Source organism: Pseudomonas sp. No.21 (assembly GCF_054558415.1).
The window spans coordinates 170,143-185,546 of the sequence record NZ_BAAJNO010000011.1; the positions used below are offsets into that span (position 1 = coordinate 170,143).

14 protein-coding genes are annotated in these 15,404 nt (G+C 67.0%); 10 read left to right on the top strand and 4 right to left on the bottom strand.

All coding sequences use genetic code 11. The annotated features are described in order from the left end of the window. Window positions 1–19: 19 nt before the first annotated feature. The gene (locus ACYJSS_RS23040) at window positions 20–667 is read left to right on the top strand and encodes a bifunctional 4-hydroxy-2-oxoglutarate aldolase/2-dehydro-3-deoxy-phosphogluconate aldolase (RefSeq protein WP_111259441.1); all 648 of its coding nucleotides are present in this window, start codon (window positions 20–22) and stop codon (window positions 665–667) included. After that, on the top strand, window positions 667–1,116 hold the full coding sequence (locus ACYJSS_RS23045) for an acyl-CoA thioesterase (protein ID WP_111259440.1): 450 nt from the start codon (window positions 667–669) through the stop codon (window positions 1,114–1,116). The genes ACYJSS_RS23040 and ACYJSS_RS23045 overlap by 1 nt, the downstream gene beginning before the upstream one ends. Before the next feature lie 10 nt (window positions 1,117–1,126). Here ACYJSS_RS23045 and ACYJSS_RS23050 read toward each other — a convergent pair whose 3' ends face one another. Then, window positions 1,127–1,519 (bottom strand): hypothetical protein, encoded by a 393-nt coding sequence (locus tag ACYJSS_RS23050; RefSeq protein WP_111259439.1) that lies wholly within the window; start codon window positions 1,517–1,519, stop codon window positions 1,127–1,129. A 136-nt stretch (window positions 1,520–1,655) separates the two neighbouring features. On the opposite strand from ACYJSS_RS23050, the gene ACYJSS_RS23055 reads away from it, so the two are divergent. Then, entirely contained in the window at window positions 1,656–2,627 is a 972-nt protein-coding gene (locus ACYJSS_RS23055) for a tRNA dihydrouridine synthase (RefSeq protein ID WP_111259438.1), read from the top strand. A gap of 125 nt (window positions 2,628–2,752) precedes the next feature. Here ACYJSS_RS23055 and ACYJSS_RS23060 read toward each other — a convergent pair whose 3' ends face one another. Continuing rightward, window positions 2,753–3,499 (bottom strand): SDR family oxidoreductase, encoded by a 747-nt coding sequence (locus tag ACYJSS_RS23060; RefSeq protein WP_111259437.1) that lies wholly within the window; start codon window positions 3,497–3,499, stop codon window positions 2,753–2,755. A 121-nt stretch (window positions 3,500–3,620) separates the two neighbouring features. Here ACYJSS_RS23060 and ACYJSS_RS23065 point away from each other — a divergent pair, with 121 nt between their 5' ends. After that, window positions 3,621–4,067 (top strand): Hsp20 family protein, encoded by a 447-nt coding sequence (locus ACYJSS_RS23065; RefSeq protein WP_111259436.1) that lies wholly within the window; start codon window positions 3,621–3,623, stop codon window positions 4,065–4,067. Between the two features lie 66 nt (window positions 4,068–4,133). Here ACYJSS_RS23065 and ACYJSS_RS23070 read toward each other — a convergent pair whose 3' ends face one another. Together ACYJSS_RS23070 and ACYJSS_RS23075 are read right to left on the bottom strand one after the other, a co-directional pair. Continuing rightward, the gene (locus ACYJSS_RS23070; RefSeq protein WP_111259435.1) at window positions 4,134–7,802 is read right to left on the bottom strand and encodes a PAS domain S-box protein; all 3,669 of its coding nucleotides are present in this window, start codon (window positions 7,800–7,802) and stop codon (window positions 4,134–4,136) included. 126 nt (window positions 7,803–7,928) lie between these two features. Then, a complete protein-coding gene (locus ACYJSS_RS23075) occupies window positions 7,929–8,810 on the bottom strand; it encodes a LysR family transcriptional regulator (protein ID WP_111259524.1) in 882 nt (293 codons plus the stop codon). Between the two features lie 223 nt (window positions 8,811–9,033). Here ACYJSS_RS23075 and leuC point away from each other — a divergent pair, with 223 nt between their 5' ends. From leuC to ACYJSS_RS23105, 6 genes are all read left to right on the top strand, one after another. Further along, window positions 9,034–10,458 (top strand): 3-isopropylmalate dehydratase large subunit, encoded by a 1,425-nt coding sequence (leuC, locus tag ACYJSS_RS23080; protein ID WP_111259434.1) that lies wholly within the window; start codon window positions 9,034–9,036, stop codon window positions 10,456–10,458. A 10-nt stretch (window positions 10,459–10,468) separates the two neighbouring features. After that, complete coding sequence (gene leuD / locus ACYJSS_RS23085; RefSeq protein WP_111259433.1) at window positions 10,469–11,113, top strand: 3-isopropylmalate dehydratase small subunit; 645 nt, start codon at window positions 10,469–10,471, stop codon at window positions 11,111–11,113. Between the two features lie 14 nt (window positions 11,114–11,127). After that, complete coding sequence (locus tag ACYJSS_RS23090; protein WP_111259432.1) at window positions 11,128–11,892, top strand: class I SAM-dependent methyltransferase; 765 nt, start codon at window positions 11,128–11,130, stop codon at window positions 11,890–11,892. An 85-nt stretch (window positions 11,893–11,977) separates the two neighbouring features. Next, window positions 11,978–13,060 (top strand): 3-isopropylmalate dehydrogenase, encoded by a 1,083-nt coding sequence (leuB, locus tag ACYJSS_RS23095; RefSeq protein ID WP_111259431.1) that lies wholly within the window; start codon window positions 11,978–11,980, stop codon window positions 13,058–13,060. Window positions 13,061–13,117: 57 nt separating this feature from the next. Next, window positions 13,118–14,230, top strand: coding sequence for an aspartate-semialdehyde dehydrogenase (asd, locus tag ACYJSS_RS23100; RefSeq protein ID WP_111259430.1), 1,113 nt, complete (start codon window positions 13,118–13,120; stop codon window positions 14,228–14,230). Between the two features lie 106 nt (window positions 14,231–14,336). Beyond that, window positions 14,337–15,338: an aspartate-semialdehyde dehydrogenase gene (locus tag ACYJSS_RS23105; RefSeq protein ID WP_111259429.1), complete on the top strand. Its 1,002-nt coding sequence runs from the start codon at window positions 14,337–14,339 to the stop codon at window positions 15,336–15,338. Window positions 15,339–15,404 lie beyond the last annotated feature (66 nt).

A 15,404-nucleotide genomic window follows, 5' to 3' on the forward strand; every position in this document is an offset into this window, starting at 1 on the left:
ATCAAGGGGAAAGATGCAAATGAGCCTGACTATGGATGTGGTGCTGCAGCGGGCGCGCCCCGTCCTTCCGGTGCTGGTCATCGAGGACACCGGGCTGGCCCTGGACCTGGCCGGCGCCCTCGCTGCCGGTGGGATCGAGGTGCTGGAGGTGACGCTGCGCACGCCACGGGCCCTGGATGCGGTGGCGGCGATCCGCAAGGAATTCCCGGACCTGCTGGTGGGGGCGGGCACGCTGATCCATACCGAGCAGTTCCTCGAAGCCCGCGATGCCGGTGCCCACTTCGCCGTCAGCCCCGGCTGCACCGAGCGCCTGGCGGCCGCTGCCGAGGATTCCGGCCTGCCCTACCTGCCCGGGGTGATGACGCCTTCGGAAGTGCTGCTGGCGCTGGAGTATGGCTACCGCTCGCTGAAGCTGTTCCCGGCCAATGGCAACGCCAGCGTGAAGATGCTCAAGAGCTTCAAGGGCCCCTTCACCGGCATCCGCTTCTGTCCCACCGGCGGTGTGACGCCGGACAACCTGCAAGGCTTTCTGCAACTGCCCAACGTCGCCTGCGTCGGCGGCACCTGGATCGCGCCGTCGAGCCTGATCCGCGCCCGCGCCTGGGACCAGATCACCCAACTCGCCGCCGAAGCCCGTGAACTGGCCAGCAGCTCGGAGCACGCCTGATGAACTGGGACCTGCCCACCCCCTTCGTCATCGACATCAAGGTTGTCGCCGATGACATCGACGGCCTCGGCCACGCCAATAACGCCGTCTACGTCAGCTGGCTGGAGCGCTGCGCCTGGCGCCACTCCCAGAGCCTGGGCCTGGACCTGGTCGAATACCGCCGGCTGGACCGTGCCATGGCCGTGGTGCGCCACGAGATCGACTACCTTGCCGCCGCCTACGAGGACCAGGAGCTGCAGATGGCCACCTGGATCGTCGAATCCGACCAGCGCCTGAAGATGGACCGGCGCTTCCAGCTGATCCGTCCCGAAGATGGCGCCACGCTACTGCGGGCGAAGACCACCTTCGTCTGCATCGAGCTTTCCAGCGGTCGGCCCAAACGCATGCCGCCCGAGTTCATCGAAGGCTACGGCCGTGCCTTGATGCCGCCGTTCGCCCTGGAGCTCTGAGCGGGCCCGTTCAGTCCACCGCGGGCGACAGGAACAGCTCGGTCGGGTTCTGCACGATGCGCAGGTGCCGTCGCTCGCCGGGCTGGATCAGAACCGACTGCGGGCGCCCGGTGAGGTTGCCGGCGCAGTAGCCGGAAGGGCTCTGCGCCACGTTCAGGGTCATCTCGCCGGCCGGCACGCTCAGGCTGACGGCCTGCCCGGCGGAAATCTGCGCCACCAGCTCGTCCTGCAGGTAGAGGCCGACCTCGCAGGCATTGGCCGCATTCTCGTCGCGACTGACCACCAGTTCCGCCAGCGAGTCGGGGGCCGGCTGCAACTGGCCTTCCAGTGCGCCGGCCGCGTTCACGAGGGGTGCCAGGCCACCGAGAGCCAGGCAGAGCAGGGTGGGTCGGATCTTTTTCATCGGCCATTCCTTTTCCTGAGGCTTACCGGTTCGACTGCACCGGGGCGCGGCTTGCTCCCGCTGTTTTCGTCGGGAGGATTCTGCGCCGGGCTGCTCCGCGCTTACACTACGCGCCCATTTTTCCAAGGCTTCCCCTATGCAAATCGCCCTGGCGCCCATGGAGGGCCTGGTCGACGAGATTCTCCGTGACGTGCTGACCCGCGTGGGTGGCATCGATTGGTGCGTCAGCGAGTTCATCCGCGTCTGCGACCGCCTGTTGCCCGCCAGTACCTACCAGAAGCTCGCCCCCGAGCTGGAGAGTGGGTCGCGCACCCGTGCCGGTACGCCGATGCGTGTGCAACTGCTGGGTTCCGACCCGGTGTGCCTGGGGGAGAACGCGGCCTACGCCTGCGAGCTGGGCGCGCCGGTGATCGACCTCAACTTCGGCTGCCCGGCCAAGACGGTGAACAAGTCCCGTGGCGGTGCCGTGCTGCTCAAGGAGCCCGAGTTGCTGCATGCCATCGTCAGTGGCGTGCGTCGCGCGGTGCCGGCGGCCATCCCGGTGACGGCGAAGATGCGCCTGGGCTTCGACAGCCCCGATGGCGCGCTCGATTGCGCCCTGGCCCTGGCCGAAGGCGGCGCCTCGCAACTGGTGGTGCACGCCCGCACCAAGGTGGAGGGCTACAAGCCGCCGGCCCACTGGGAATGGGTGGCGCGGGTACAGGACGTGGTCAAGGTGCCGGTGTTCGCCAATGGCGAGGTCTGGACCCTGGATGACTGGCGGCGCTGTCGTGAAGTCAGTGGCGTCGAGGACATCATGCTCGGCCGTGGGCTGGTTTCGCGCCCCGGTCTGGCCCGGCAGATCGCCGCCGTGCGTGATGGCGCGACGCCGGAGGAGATGAGCTGGGAGGAGTTCCAGCCGCTGCTGCGTGATTTCTGGCGCCAGGCGCGGCGCAAGCTCGCCCCGCGCTACGCACCGGGGCGCCTCAAGCAGTGGCTGGGCATGCTCACCCGCACCTACCCGGAAGCCGTGGTGCTGTTCACCGAGATCCGCCGGGAAAGCGACTGCTCGCGCATCGATGCCCTGCTGGGCATGCCGAGCCTGGAGCGGGAGTTCGCGGCGGCCTGATGCGCTTTGCCGGTTCCGTCGCCGTCCCGCTCTGAAGCCCGGGCTACGCCCGAGGCACGAAGCACAACGCCAGGCAGTCTCGTCGGGCCTCGCTGCGCTCGGCGCCAACCTGCGACTCGGACTGCTCAGCGGCCGCCACTGACGTCCAGCAGCGCGCCGGTGGTGTAGGAGGCCTCGTCGCTGGCCAGCCAGAGAATGGCATTGGCGATTTCCTCCGCTTCGCCGCCCCGCCCCATGGGCACGCTGGCGGCGACCCGCTCGACCCGTCCCGGCTCCCCGCCGCTGGCATGGATGTCGGTGCGGATCACCCCCGGCCTCACCGCGTTCACGCGGACCCCTTCGCTCGCCAGTTCCTTCGCCAGCCCCACGGTCATCGCGTCGATGGCGCCCTTGGCCGCCGCATAGTCGACGTACTCGTTGGGTGCACCCAGGCGGGCGGCGATGGAGGAGAGGTTGATGATCGATCCGCCTCGTCCGCCGTGGCGGGTGGACAGCCGAAGGATCGCCTCGCGGGCGCAGTGGAAGCTGCCGAATACATTGGCGCCGAAGACCCGCAGCAGCCGGGCGCCGTCGATCTCCTCCAGGCGTGCCTGGCGCTCGAGCATCCCGGCGTTGTTCACCAGTACGTCGAGGCGGCCGAATTCGCGGTCGAGGGTGGCGAACAGCTCTGCCACCTGCCGCTCGTCGGCGACATCCGCCGCCACGGCGATGGCCCGGCCGCCCTGGTGTTCGATCTCCGCCACCAGTCGCTCGGCGGCGTCCCTGCGCTGCCGGTAGTTGATGCACAGCGCGTAGCCACGCGCTGCCGCCAGGCGCGCCGTGGCGGCGCCTATGCCCCGGCTGGCGCCGGTGATCAGCATGACCTTGTGCATGAATCCTCCGTGGAAGGGGGGGCCTTGAAATCATTTCCGGCATCCCTATCTAGGGGAATGCGGGATGCCGAAGTCGGGTCCCGCGACTTTAGACCTTGCTGATTATTCAGGAGAGATTGTCATGACCAGCGCATTTTCCCTCGCTCCGCTGTTCCGCCATTCCGTAGGCTTCGACCGGTTCAACGACCTGTTCGAATCGGCCCTGCGCAACGAGAGCGGCAGCACCTACCCGCCTTACAACGTCGAGAAGCACGGTGACGACCAGTACCGCATCGTGGTCGCTGCGGCCGGCTTCCAGGAAGACGACCTGGAGCTGCATGTCGAGCGCGGCGTACTGACCGTCAGCGGCGGCAAGCGCGATAACGGCGCCGAAAGCGTGACCTACCTGCACCAGGGCATCGCCCAGCGCGCCTTCAAGCTGTCGTTCCGCCTGGCCGACCACATCGAGGTGCGTAACGCGGGGCTGCAGAACGGCCTGCTGAACATCGACCTGGTACGCATCGTGCCGGAAGAGGCCAAGCCCAAGCGCATCCCGATCAACGGCACCCGTCCGGTGCTGGAAAACTGATCCGACGCGCAAGCGGCACGAGAAAGGGCGCCCCAGGGCGCCCTTTCTCATTGGGGCGGCTGGCGCTCAGCCCTGTTGGCGGTTCCTGGCCAGCAGCGCGCGGAACTCGTCCAGCGGCACCGGCCTGCTGAACAGGTAGCCCTGGTACAGGTGGCAGCCCTGCTGCTCGAGGAAGTCCAGTTGCTCCTGCTGCTCCACCCCCTCTGCCACCATGCCCAGCCCCAGGCTGCGCGCCATGGCGACGATGGCGCGGATGATCTCGGCGTCGTTGGGGTCGTTGGTGGCGTCGCGGACGAATGACTGGTCGATCTTCAGCACATCCACCGGCAGGCGCTTGAGGTAGGTCAGCGACGAATAGCCGGTGCCGAAGTCGTCCATGGCGAAGCTGACGCCGAGCTTCTTCAGGCGGCGCATCTTGCCGATGGTGTCGTCGAGGTTCTGGATGACGATGCCTTCGGTGATCTCCAGCTTGAGGATGCTGCGCGGCAGGTTGGTATCGGCCAGGCTCTTCTCGATGCGCTCGACGAAGTCGCTCTGGCGGAACTGCCGCGGGCTGATGTTCACGCACAGGCTGAAGTCGTCGGCGTTGGCCAGCCCCTCGGCCAACAGTTGCCCGCAGGCGCGGCAGGCTTCGGCCAGCACCCAGCTGCCCACTTCGACGATCAGGCCGCTTTCCTCCAGCACCTGGATGAACTGCGCCGGCGATTGCGGGCCGAGCGTCGGGTGCTTCCAGCGCAGCAGGGCCTCGGTGCCGATCACGCGGTTGTCCCGGGCATCCACCTGGGGCTGGAAGTGCAGCTCGAACTCGCCGCGCACCAGCGCCAGGCGCAGGTCGTTCTCCAGCCGCAGGCGCTCGCTGGCGGCCTCCTGCATGGTCGCGCGGAACAGCTGGATGGCATTGCGCCCGGAGTCCTTGGCCCGATACAGGGCGATGTCGGCGCGCTTGAGCAGGTCGGCGGGTGTCTCGCCGTGATCGGGGATCAGCGCCACGCCCATGCTCGGCGTCACCTGCAGGTGGTGGCCGTCCAGCAGCATGGGCTCGGCCAGCAGCTTGCGCAGCTTGTCGGCGATCTGCCGCACCTGGCGCGTCACTTCCGAGCGCTTGCCCTCCAGGCCGGTGAGCAGCACGACGAATTCGTCACCGCCCAGGCGCGCCACGGTGTCTTCCAGGCGCACGCTGGCTTCCAGGCGCGCGGTGACCATCTTGAGCACCGAGTCGCCCACCGGGTGGCCGAGTGAATCATTGATGTGCTTGAAGTGGTCGAGGTCGAGGAACAGCAGGGCGCCACGCAGCTTGTGGCGCTTGAGCAGGGCGATCTGCTGGGTCAGGCGGTCCATCAGCAGCGCGCGGTTGGGCAGGTTGGTCAGCGGGTCGTGGTAGGCCAGGTGCTGGATCTGCGCCTGGGCGTCCTTCAGCGCACTGATGTCGCGGGCGGTCAGCAGCAGGCAGGCCTTGCCGTCCAGGTCGATCTGCTCGACCGACACCTCTACCACCTTGCGCGTGCCGTCGCGGTGCTGGCCGGACATCTCCAGGTGGTGCGCGCGGCCGTCGCGGCGCATCACCTCGACCAGGCGCTGGCGCTCCTCGGGGCGGGCCCAGATGTTCAGGTCATGGGCGGTGCGGCCGATGACTTCCTCGGCGCTGTAGCCGGTGAGGCGGCAGAACCCCTCGTTGACCTCGATGTAGCGGCCGGTGTCGCGCTCGGTGATGGTGATGGCGTCCGGGCTGGAGTGGAACGCCTTGGCGAACTTCTCCTGGCTGGCCTTCAGGGCGGCCTCGGCCTGCTGGCGCTCGGTGATGTCGCGGAAGGTGGTGGTGATGCACAGCTGGCGGTCGACGCGGATGAAGCGGCTGGACACCACGCAGGTCAGCGTCCGTCCGTCCTGGGTCAGGTACTGGGCCTCGACGTTGTCCAGGCCCTTCTCGCGCATCAGCTCGCGTGACAGGCGGTCGCGTTGCTGCAGGTCGACCCAGAAGGCGATCTCCGGCGCACAGCGGCCGACGATCTCGTCCGGTCGCCAGCCGAACACCTCGGTGAAGCTGGGGTTGATCTCGATGAAGGCGCCATCGCGCACGCGGGTCACGCAGATGGGGTCGGGGCTGGCCTGGAACAGGGTGACGAACTTCTCCTCCGAGGCCGCCAGGCGCTGCTCGCGGCGTACCCGTTCGGTGATGTCGATGAGGATGCCGGCCATGCGCAGCGGCTCGCCGGCTTCGTCGCGGTAGAGCTTGGCGGTGCTTTCCAGGTAGTGGATCTCACCGTTGGCGAAGCGCGAGCGGTAGGTGAACTGGTAGTCCTTGGTCACGCCAGTCAGCAGGTCCTGGTAGGCCTGGCGCATGGCCATCTGGTCTTCCAGCGGCACGAAGCTGAAGAAGTTCTTGAAGTCGCCCTCGTAGGGCTCGGCCGCCAGCCCGTGCAGGGCGGAGGCACGCGCCGAGCCGTACAGGCAGCTGCTGGGGATGTGCCAGTCCCAGGTGCCCAGGTCGGCGGACTCCAGGGCCAGGGCCAGGCGCTCCTGGCTCTCCTTGAGGGCGCGTTCCTGGGCGCGCATGCGGGTGATGTCGCGCACCGTCAGCACCAGGCAGGTGCGGCCGTTGAGCTGGATCTGGTCGCCGTAGAGCAGGTTGGTGCTGACGCTGCCGTCACGGCCGCGCAGTTGCACTTCGAGGCCATCCAGGGTGCCGTGGCGGTCGAAGTCCTCGAGCATCTCGCGGCGCTGCCCGGCATGCACCCAGATGCCCAGTTCCAGGGAGCTGCGGCCGATCGTCTCGCTGGCGTCCCAGCCGAACTGGCGCTGGAAGCCGGGGTTGGCCTCGATGAAGCAGCCGGTCTCGCGGTCGGTGATGACCACGGCATCGGGCGTGCTGCGGAAGGCCTTGGAGAATTTTTCCTCGCTGGTGCGCAGGGCGGCTTCGGCGCGCTTGCGCTCGGTGGTGTCGAGGAAGGTGCTGATGAGGAAGGACTCGCCCTCCAGTTCGATGAACTGGCTGGACAGCACGCCGTCGAGCACGCGCTCGTCGCGGGTGCGCAACTGGACTTCCTGGACGATGGGGTCTTCCGAGTCGCTGCGGCTGCGATACAGCAGCTCGCGTTGCTGCGGGTGTACCCAGATGCCCAGCTCCGCCGTGCTGCGGCCGACCACTTCGGCCGCCGGCCAGCCGAATACGCTCTCGAAGTGCTGGTTGGCCTCGGTGATGATGCTGCCTTCCATGCGCACCAGCAGCACCACGTCGGGGCTCAGGTGGAACAGGCTGGAGAAGCGCCGCTGGGAGTTCTCCAGGGCCTCGGCGCGTTCCTGCTGCTCGGTCACGTCGCGGATCACGCCGATGATGCGCTTGCGGCCATCGGCATCCTGCTGCGGGCTGCCGCTGATCTCCAGCCAGTGCAGGCTGCCGTCGGGCCAGCGGATGCGGTGGCGGAAGGCGCGCTCGGGGTGGGCGCCGGAAAGCACGCGGGCGAAGAGTTCCAGGACCCCGGCGCGGTCCTCCTCGGGAATCAGCTCGATGTAGTCGACCTGGGTACGCAGCGGGCGCTTGGGGTCCAGGCCGAACAGCGCCTGCGCACCGCGCGACCAGTTGACCCGACCGCTGGCGATGTCCCAGTCCCAGGCACCCAGGCGTGCGCCATTGAGGGCGGCGAGCAGGCGTTGCACGTCCTGCCAGCTCTGCTCGAATTCGGCCGGGTCGAGGGCGGGGATGTAGGGCAGCGGCGGATGGTCAGTTGGCTTGGACATGGCGGCCCCTTCCGGTCCGGTGACTGCAATCTGGCGGGAGGACGGGTGGGAGTGGGCGGGGTGGACAGGGCATGCGCGGGCCTTTTCTTATCGTTATGCGGCTCACGTTAGCCCCAGCCTCGGGGACTACGCAAGGTGATCGCGCTGGGCGTCGAGCAGCGCCATGAAGGCCTTGGCAGCGTTCGACAGGGTGCGGTCGGTGTGCAGGATGTAGCCGAGCTTGCGGCTCAGCTGGATGTCCTGCAGCGGCAGGCGGACCACCTGTTCGTCGAGCATGGTGCGCGGTAGCACGCTCCAGGCCAGGCCGATGGAAACCATCATCTTGATGGTCTCCATGTAGTTGGTGCTCATGCCGATGTTCGGCGTCAGCCCCTCGGCCTCGAACAGGCGCCGCACGATGTGGTGGGTGAAGGTGTTGCCGCCGGGGAACACCGCCGGATGCTTGGCCACGTCGGCGAGGAAGATGGTCTTGTCGCGGGCCAGCGGGTGCTCCGGGGCGGCGACGAAGTCCAGGGCGTCGTCCCAGACCGGCACCGCCTGCACCGGCAGCGCGGTTTCCGGGGCCAGGGTGATCACCGCCAGCTCGGCGCGGCCGTGCAGGATCTCCTCGTAGGCGACCTCGGAGTCGAGGAACTGGATGTCCAGCGCCACCTGCGGGTAGGCGCGGGTGAAGGCCCGTAGCAGCGGCGGCAGGCGGTGCAGGCCGATGTGGTGGCTGGTGGCCAGGGTCAGGCGGCCGCTGATGTCGCCGGACAGGTTGGAGAGGGCGCGGCGGGTATCGTCCAGCACATTGAGGATCTGGTAGGCCCGCGGCAGCAGGGCGCGGCCGGCCTCGGTCAGCCCCACTTCGCGGCCGAGGCGGTCGAACAGGCGCACGTTCAGTTGCTGCTCCAGGGAGGCGATGCGCTTGCTCACCGCCGGCTGGGTCAGGTGCAGGCGCTCGCCGGCTTCGGAGAAACTGCCGGTTTCGGCGATGGCGATGAAGGCATTGAGGCTGGCGAGATCCATGGCGCTGGGGCTCCGGGCCGCGTGGGCGGCGGGTGTGCGGGAGAGGGCGGTCGCGTGGGTGGCGGTCGACTGCGGGGCTATCGATTCCTTGTAGGAATCCATTGGATAAAAAATATGAATTTGAGTTATTCATGTCAAATCCCTAGGATCATCCCCACAAGCCAAGGGGCCTTTTTGTCCAATGAGAGCCCCGGCATGGAAACACGCTGATGAGGAACGCCCGATGGCCGGCAAGACGCTCTACGACAAGCTCTGGGAAATGCACGAGGTGAAGCGCCGCGACGATGGTTCGTCGCTGATCTACATCGACCGCCACATCCTTCATGAAGTGACCTCGCCCCAGGCGTTCGAAGGCCTGCGTCTGGCCGACCGCAAGCCATGGCGCATCGACGCCAACATCGCCACCCCGGACCACAACGTGCCGACCACCCGCGCCGAGCGCCAGGGTGGCCTCGAGGCCATCGCCGACGAGGTGTCGCGCATCCAGGTGCAGACCCTCGATGAGAACTGCGACGACTTCGGCATCCTCGAGTTCAAGATGAATGATGTGCGCCAGGGCATCGTCCACGTGGTCGGCCCGGAGCAGGGCGCCACCTTGCCGGGCATGACCGTGGTCTGCGGCGACTCGCACACCTCCACCCACGGTGCCTTCGGTGCGCTGGCCCACGGCATCGGTACCTCCGAGGTGGAGCATGTGCTCGCCACCCAGTGCCTGATCGCCAAGAAGATGAAGAACATGCAGGTACGCGTGGAGGGCACGCTGCCCTTCGGCGTCACCGCCAAGGACATCGTGCTCGCGGTGATCGGCCGGATCGGCACCGCCGGCGGCAACGGCCACGCCCTGGAGTTCGCCGGCAGCGCCATCCGCGGCCTGTCCATGGAAGGCCGCATGACCATCTGCAACATGTCCATCGAGGCCGGTGCCCGCGTGGGCATGGTGGCGGTGGACGAGAAGACCATCGCCTATGTCGAGGGCCGTCCCTTCGCACCCAAGGGGGCAGACTGGGAAAAGGCCGTGGCGGTCTGGCGCGGCCTGGTTTCCGACGCCGACGCTCACTTCGACACCGTGATCGAGATGCGTGCCGAGGACATCATTCCCCAGGTCAGCTGGGGCACCTCGCCGGAGATGGTGCTGCCGGTCGACCAGCGCGTGCCGGACCCGGCCGTCGAGGCCGACCCGGTCAAGCGCGACTCCATCACCCGCGCCCTCAAGTACATGGGCCTGGCCGCCAACCAGGCGATCACCGATATCCAGCTGGACCGCGTGTTCATCGGCTCCTGCACCAACTCGCGCATCGAAGACCTGCGCGCCGCAGCCGAAGTGGCCAAGGGGCGCAAGGTCGCCGCGACCGTCAAGCAGGCGATGGTGGTGCCGGGCTCGGGCCTGGTGAAGCAGCAGGCCGAGCGTGAGGGGCTGGACAAGATCTTCATCGAGGCGGGTTTCGAATGGCGTGAACCGGGCTGCTCCATGTGCCTGGCGATGAACCCGGACCGCCTGGAAAGCGGCGAGCATTGCGCTTCCACCTCCAACCGCAACTTCGAAGGCCGCCAGGGTGCCGGTGGGCGTACCCACCTGGTCAGCCCGGCCATGGCCGCCGCAGCCGCCGTCAACGGCCGCTTCGTCGATGTTCGCGAGATGCTCAAGTAAGGAGAGCGAGATGAAAGCCTTCACCCAACACACCGGTCTCGTCGCTCCGCTCGACCGTGCCAACGTCGACACCGACCAGATCATCCCCAAGCAATTCCTCAAGTCGATCAAGCGCACCGGCTTCGGCCCGAACCTGTTCGACGAGTGGCGCTACCTGGATGTCGGCCAGCCGAACCAGGACAACTCCAAGCGCCCGGTGAACCCGGACTTCGTCCTCAACTTCCCCCGCTTCCAGGGGGCCAGCGTGCTGCTGGCCCGTGAGAACTTCGGCTGCGGCTCCTCCCGCGAGCATGCACCGTGGGCCCTCGAGGAGTACGGCTTCCGCGCCATCATCGCGCCGAGCTACGCCGACATCTTCTTCAACAACAGCTTCAAGAACGGCCTGCTGCCGATCATCCTGAAGGACGAGGAAGTGGACGAGCTGTTCAAGCAATGCGAAGTGCAGGAGGGCTACCGGCTCACCGTCGACCTCGCCGCGCAGACCGTGACCCGCCCGGACGGCAAGACCTACTCCTTCGATGTAGATGCCTTCCGCAAGCACTGCCTGCTCAATGGCCTGGACGACATCGGCCTGACCCTGCAGGACGCGGATGCCATCCGCGCCTTCGAGAGTGGCCACCGCCAGGCGCAGCCCTGGCTGTTCCGCGACGCCTGAGGCGAGGACGCGAGATGAGCGACAAGGCCCATGCCCAGGTGGTGCAGCGCCAGTTCGGCGAACAGGCCAGTGCCTACCTGAGCAGCGCCGTGCATGCCCAGGGCGCGGAGTTCGCGCAGTTGCAGGCGGCGGTCGCGGGCCGGGGCGATGCCCGGGTGCTCGACCTCGGCTGTGGCGCCGGGCATGTCAGCTTCCATGTCGCGCCGCTGGTCGGCGACGTGGTGGCCTACGACCTGTCGCAGCAGATGCTGGATGTGGTCGCCGCGGCGGCCTCCGAGCGTGGCCTGGGTAACGTGCGCACCGAGCGTGGGGCGGCCGAGCGCCTGCCCTTCGACGATTCCAGCTTCGACTTCGTCTTCAGCCGTTATTCGGCGCACCACTGGAGCGACCTGGGCCTGGCCTTGCGCGAGGTGCGCCGGGTGCTGAAGCCGGGCGGCACCGCTGCCTTCATCGATGTGGCCTCGCCGGGCAGCCCGCTGCTGGACACCCACCTGCAGGCGGTGGAAGTGCTGCGCGATACCAGCCATGTGCGCGATTATTCCGTCGCCGAGTGGTTGCGTCAGGTCAGCGAGGCGGGATTGTTCGTCGAGCGCCATGCGCGTCAGCGCCTGCGCCTGGAGTTCGGCTCCTGGATCACGCGGATGCGCACGCCCGATGTGTTCCGCGATGCCATCCTGGCCCTGCAGAAGGCGGTGGGCGAGGAAGTCCGCACCTATTTCGAGATCACCGAAGACGGCTCCTTCAGTACCGACGTGCTGGTGCTGTGGGCCACCCAATAACCGAGCGTCAGGCTGCAAGCTCCAAGCGACACGTACTTGGGGCCTGCGACTTGGGGCTTGAAGCTTTTTTCCGAAGGAAAGACTCATGAGCAAACAGATTCTGGTTCTCCCTGGCGACGGCATCGGCCCGGAAATCATGGCCGAGGCGGTCAAGGTGCTGGAGCTGGCCAATGACAAGTTCCAGCTCGGCTTCGCGCTGACCCACGACGTGATCGGCGGCGCCGCCATCGACAAGCACGGCGTGCCGCTGGCCGACGAGACCCTGGAGCGTGCCCGCCAGGCCGACGCCGTGTTGCTGGGCGCCGTGGGCGGCCCGAAGTGGGACAAGATCGAGCGAGACATCCGCCCGGAACGTGGCCTGCTGAAGATCCGTTCGCAACTGGGCCTGTTCGCCAACCTGCGCCCGGCCATCCTTTATCCGCAACTGGCCGATGCCTCCAGCCTCAAGCCGGAAGTGGTCGCGGGCCTGGACATCCTCATCGTCCGCGAGCTGACCGGCGGCATCTACTTCGGCCAGCCCCGCGAGCAACGCGTGCTGGAAAACGGCGAGCGCCAGGCCTACGACACCCTGCCGTATGCCGAGAGCGAAATCCGCCGCATCGCCCGCGTCGGCTTCGACATGGCCCGCGTGCGTGGCAAGAAGTTGTGCTCGGTGGACAAGGCCAACGTGCTCGCCTCCAGCCAGCTGTGGCGCGAAGTGGTGGAGGAGGTGGCCAAGGACTACCCGGACGTCGAGCTGTCGCACATGTACGTCGACAACGCGGCCATGCAGCTGGTGCGTGCACCCAAGCAGTTCGACGTCATGGTCACCGACAACATGTTCGGCGACATCCTGTCGGATGAGGCTTCCATGCTCACCGGCTCCATCGGCATGCTGCCTTCCGCCTCCCTGGACGCGAACAACAAGGGCATGTACGAGCCGTGCCACGGTTCCGCGCCGGACATCGCCGGCCAGGGCATCGCCAACCCGCTGGCGACCATCCTCTCGGTCTCGATGATGCTGCGCTACAGCTTCAACCAGGGCGCCGCCGCGGATGCCATCGAGAAGGCCGTGAGCAACGTCCTCGACCAGGGGCTGCGCACCGGTGACATCTTCTCCGCCGGTACCACCAAGGTCGGTACCCAAGCCATGGGCGATGCAGTGGTCGAGGCCCTGCGTAATCTGTAATCTGTCGGGCCCGCTGCATGGCAGCGGCCCACTTTTTCCCTGAAAGGTGTAGTTGTCATGAAGCGTGTAGGTCTGATCGGTTGGCGCGGCATGGTGGGTTCCGTACTCATGCAGCGGATGCTGGAAGAGCGGGATTTCGACCTGATCGAGCCGGTTTTCTTCACCACCTCCAACGTCGGCGGGCAAGGCCCGGCGATCGGCAAGGACGTCGCTCCGCTGAAGGATGCCTACAGCATCGATGAGCTGAAGAGCCTCGACGTGATCCTGACCTGCCAGGGTGGCGACTACACCAGTGAAGTCTTCCCCAAGCTGCGCGAAGCCGGCTGGCAGGGCTACTGGATCGACGCCGCCTCCAGCCTGCGCATGCAGGACGACGCGGTCATCGTCCTCGACCCGGTCAACCGCCGCGTGATCGACCAGCAGCTGGACGCCGGCACCAAGAACTACATCGGTGGCAACTGCACCGTCAGCCTGATGCTGATGGCCCTGGGCGGCCTGTTCGAAGCCGGCCTGGTGGAATGGATGAGCGCCATGACCTACCAGGCCGCCTCCGGCGCCGGTGCGCAGAACATGCGCGAGCTGATCAAGCAGATGGGCGCCACCCACGCTGCGGTCGCCGATGACCTGGCCAACCCGGCCAGCGCCATCCTCGACATCGACCGCAAGGTGGCCGAGACCATGCGCGGCGAAGGCTTCCCGACCGAGAACTTCGGCGTGCCGCTGGCCGGCAGCCTGATCCCCTGGATCGACAAGGAGCTGCCCAACGGCCAGAGCCGCGAAGAGTGGAAGGGCCAGGCCGAGACCAACAAGATCCTCGGCCGCTTCAAGAGCCCGATCCCGGTGGACGGCATCTGCGTGCGCATCGGCGCCATGCGCTGCCACAGCCAGGCGCTGACCATCAAGCTGAACAAGGATGTGCCGATCGCCGACATCGAAGGCATGATCAGCCAGCACAACCCCTGGGTGAAGCTGGTGCCGAACCAGCGCGAGATCAGCATGCGCGAGCTGACCCCGACCGCCGTGACCGGCACCCTCAGCGTACCGGTGGGCCGCCTGCGCAAGCTCAACATGGGCACGCAGTACCTGGGCGCCTTCACCGTCGGCGACCAACTGCTGTGGGGCGCGGCCGAACCGCTGCGCCGCATGCTGCGCATCCTCCTGGAGCGTTGATCGACACCGGGCGCCGATGAGGCTCGTCGGCGCCCGGTTTCCCTCGATTGCCTGCGTGCGGGGCGGCGGTTACAGTGCCGCTCCCGTTTCGCCAGAGGCAATGTCCATGAGCCAGTCCTTCGATATCGCCGTTGTCGGCGCCACCGGCACCGTTGGCGAAACCCTCGTCGAGCTCCTCGCCGAGCGTGAGTTCCCTATCGGCACCCTGCACCTGCTGGCCAGCATCGAGTCCGCCGGTGCCTCCGTGCCGTTCCGTGGCAAGAACCTGCGCGTGCGCGATGTCGCCGAGTTCGACTTCTCCCAGGTACGCCTGGCCTTCTTCGCCGCTGGCGAAGCGGTGAGCCGCAGCTTCGCCGATCGCGCCAGCCAGGCTGGCTGTGCGGTGATCGACCTGTCCGGGGCACTGGATGATGCCAAGCCTCTGGTGCCCGAGGCCAACGCCGGCCTGCTGGGCGAACTGGCCCCTCCTTATAGATTGAGCAGCCCGAGCGCGTCCGCCGTGGCCCTGGCCTGCGCGCTGGCCCCTCTGGCCTCCCTGGGCATCGAGCGGGTCACCGTCACCGCCTGCCTCGCGGTTTCCAGTCGTGGGCGCGAAGGCGTGAACGAACTGGCCCGGCAGACCGCCGAGTTGCTCAATGCTCGCCCACTGGAGCCGCGCTTCTTCGATCGCCAGGTGGCTTTCAACGTCCTCGCCCAACCCGATGCGGTGGACGGGGAGGGGCATGCGCAACTGGAAAGAAGACTGGCACGCGAATTGAAAGCGCTGCTCGTCGCCCCGGCGCTGGACGTGGCCGCCACCTGCGTGCTCGTACCGGTGTTCTTCGGCGACAGCCTGAGCGTCTCGCTGCAGGTGCGTGAGGATGTCGATCTGGCTCGTGTGCTGGAGCGACTGGAGGCTGCGCCAGGCATCGAGCTGGTCGAGCGGGACGACTACCCGACGGCAGTAGGTGACGCTGTTGGGCAGGATGTGATCTACGTCGGCCGGGTGCGAAAAGGCCTGGAAGACCCGCGCCAAGTCAATTTGTGGATTGCGTCTGATAATGTGCGAAAAGGCGCTGCACTCAACGCCGTACAGTCCGCCGAGTTATTGATAAAACACTATCTGTAAAAGATACTTACCTGAAAATTTGAAGAACTTTTCTAGCTTGACAATACTGGTTTAGTTTTCATCGCT

Bases quoted from the DNA above. Each gene is read 5' to 3' on its own strand.
- ACYJSS_RS23040 (WP_111259441.1), top strand. From the start codon at position 20: ATGAGCCTGACTATGGATGTGGTGCTGCAGCGGGCGCGCCCCGTCCTT.
- ACYJSS_RS23045 (WP_111259440.1), top strand. From the start codon at position 667: ATGAACTGGGACCTGCCCACCCCCTTCGTCATCGACATCAAGGTTGTC.
- ACYJSS_RS23050 (WP_111259439.1), bottom strand. From the start codon at position 1,519: ATGAAAAAGATCCGACCCACCCTGCTCTGCCTGGCTCTCGGTGGCCTG.
- ACYJSS_RS23055 (WP_111259438.1), top strand. From the start codon at position 1,656: ATGCAAATCGCCCTGGCGCCCATGGAGGGCCTGGTCGACGAGATTCTC.
- ACYJSS_RS23060 (WP_111259437.1), bottom strand. From the start codon at position 3,499: ATGCACAAGGTCATGCTGATCACCGGCGCCAGCCGGGGCATAGGCGCC.
- ACYJSS_RS23065 (WP_111259436.1), top strand. From the start codon at position 3,621: ATGACCAGCGCATTTTCCCTCGCTCCGCTGTTCCGCCATTCCGTAGGC.
- ACYJSS_RS23070 (WP_111259435.1), bottom strand. From the start codon at position 7,802: ATGTCCAAGCCAACTGACCATCCGCCGCTGCCCTACATCCCCGCCCTC.
- ACYJSS_RS23075 (WP_111259524.1), bottom strand. From the start codon at position 8,810: ATGGATCTCGCCAGCCTCAATGCCTTCATCGCCATCGCCGAAACCGGC.
- leuC (WP_111259434.1), top strand. From the start codon at position 9,034: ATGGCCGGCAAGACGCTCTACGACAAGCTCTGGGAAATGCACGAGGTG.
- leuD (WP_111259433.1), top strand. From the start codon at position 10,469: ATGAAAGCCTTCACCCAACACACCGGTCTCGTCGCTCCGCTCGACCGT.
- ACYJSS_RS23090 (WP_111259432.1), top strand. From the start codon at position 11,128: ATGAGCGACAAGGCCCATGCCCAGGTGGTGCAGCGCCAGTTCGGCGAA.
- leuB (WP_111259431.1), top strand. From the start codon at position 11,978: ATGAGCAAACAGATTCTGGTTCTCCCTGGCGACGGCATCGGCCCGGAA.
- asd (WP_111259430.1), top strand. From the start codon at position 13,118: ATGAAGCGTGTAGGTCTGATCGGTTGGCGCGGCATGGTGGGTTCCGTA.
- ACYJSS_RS23105 (WP_111259429.1), top strand. From the start codon at position 14,337: ATGAGCCAGTCCTTCGATATCGCCGTTGTCGGCGCCACCGGCACCGTT.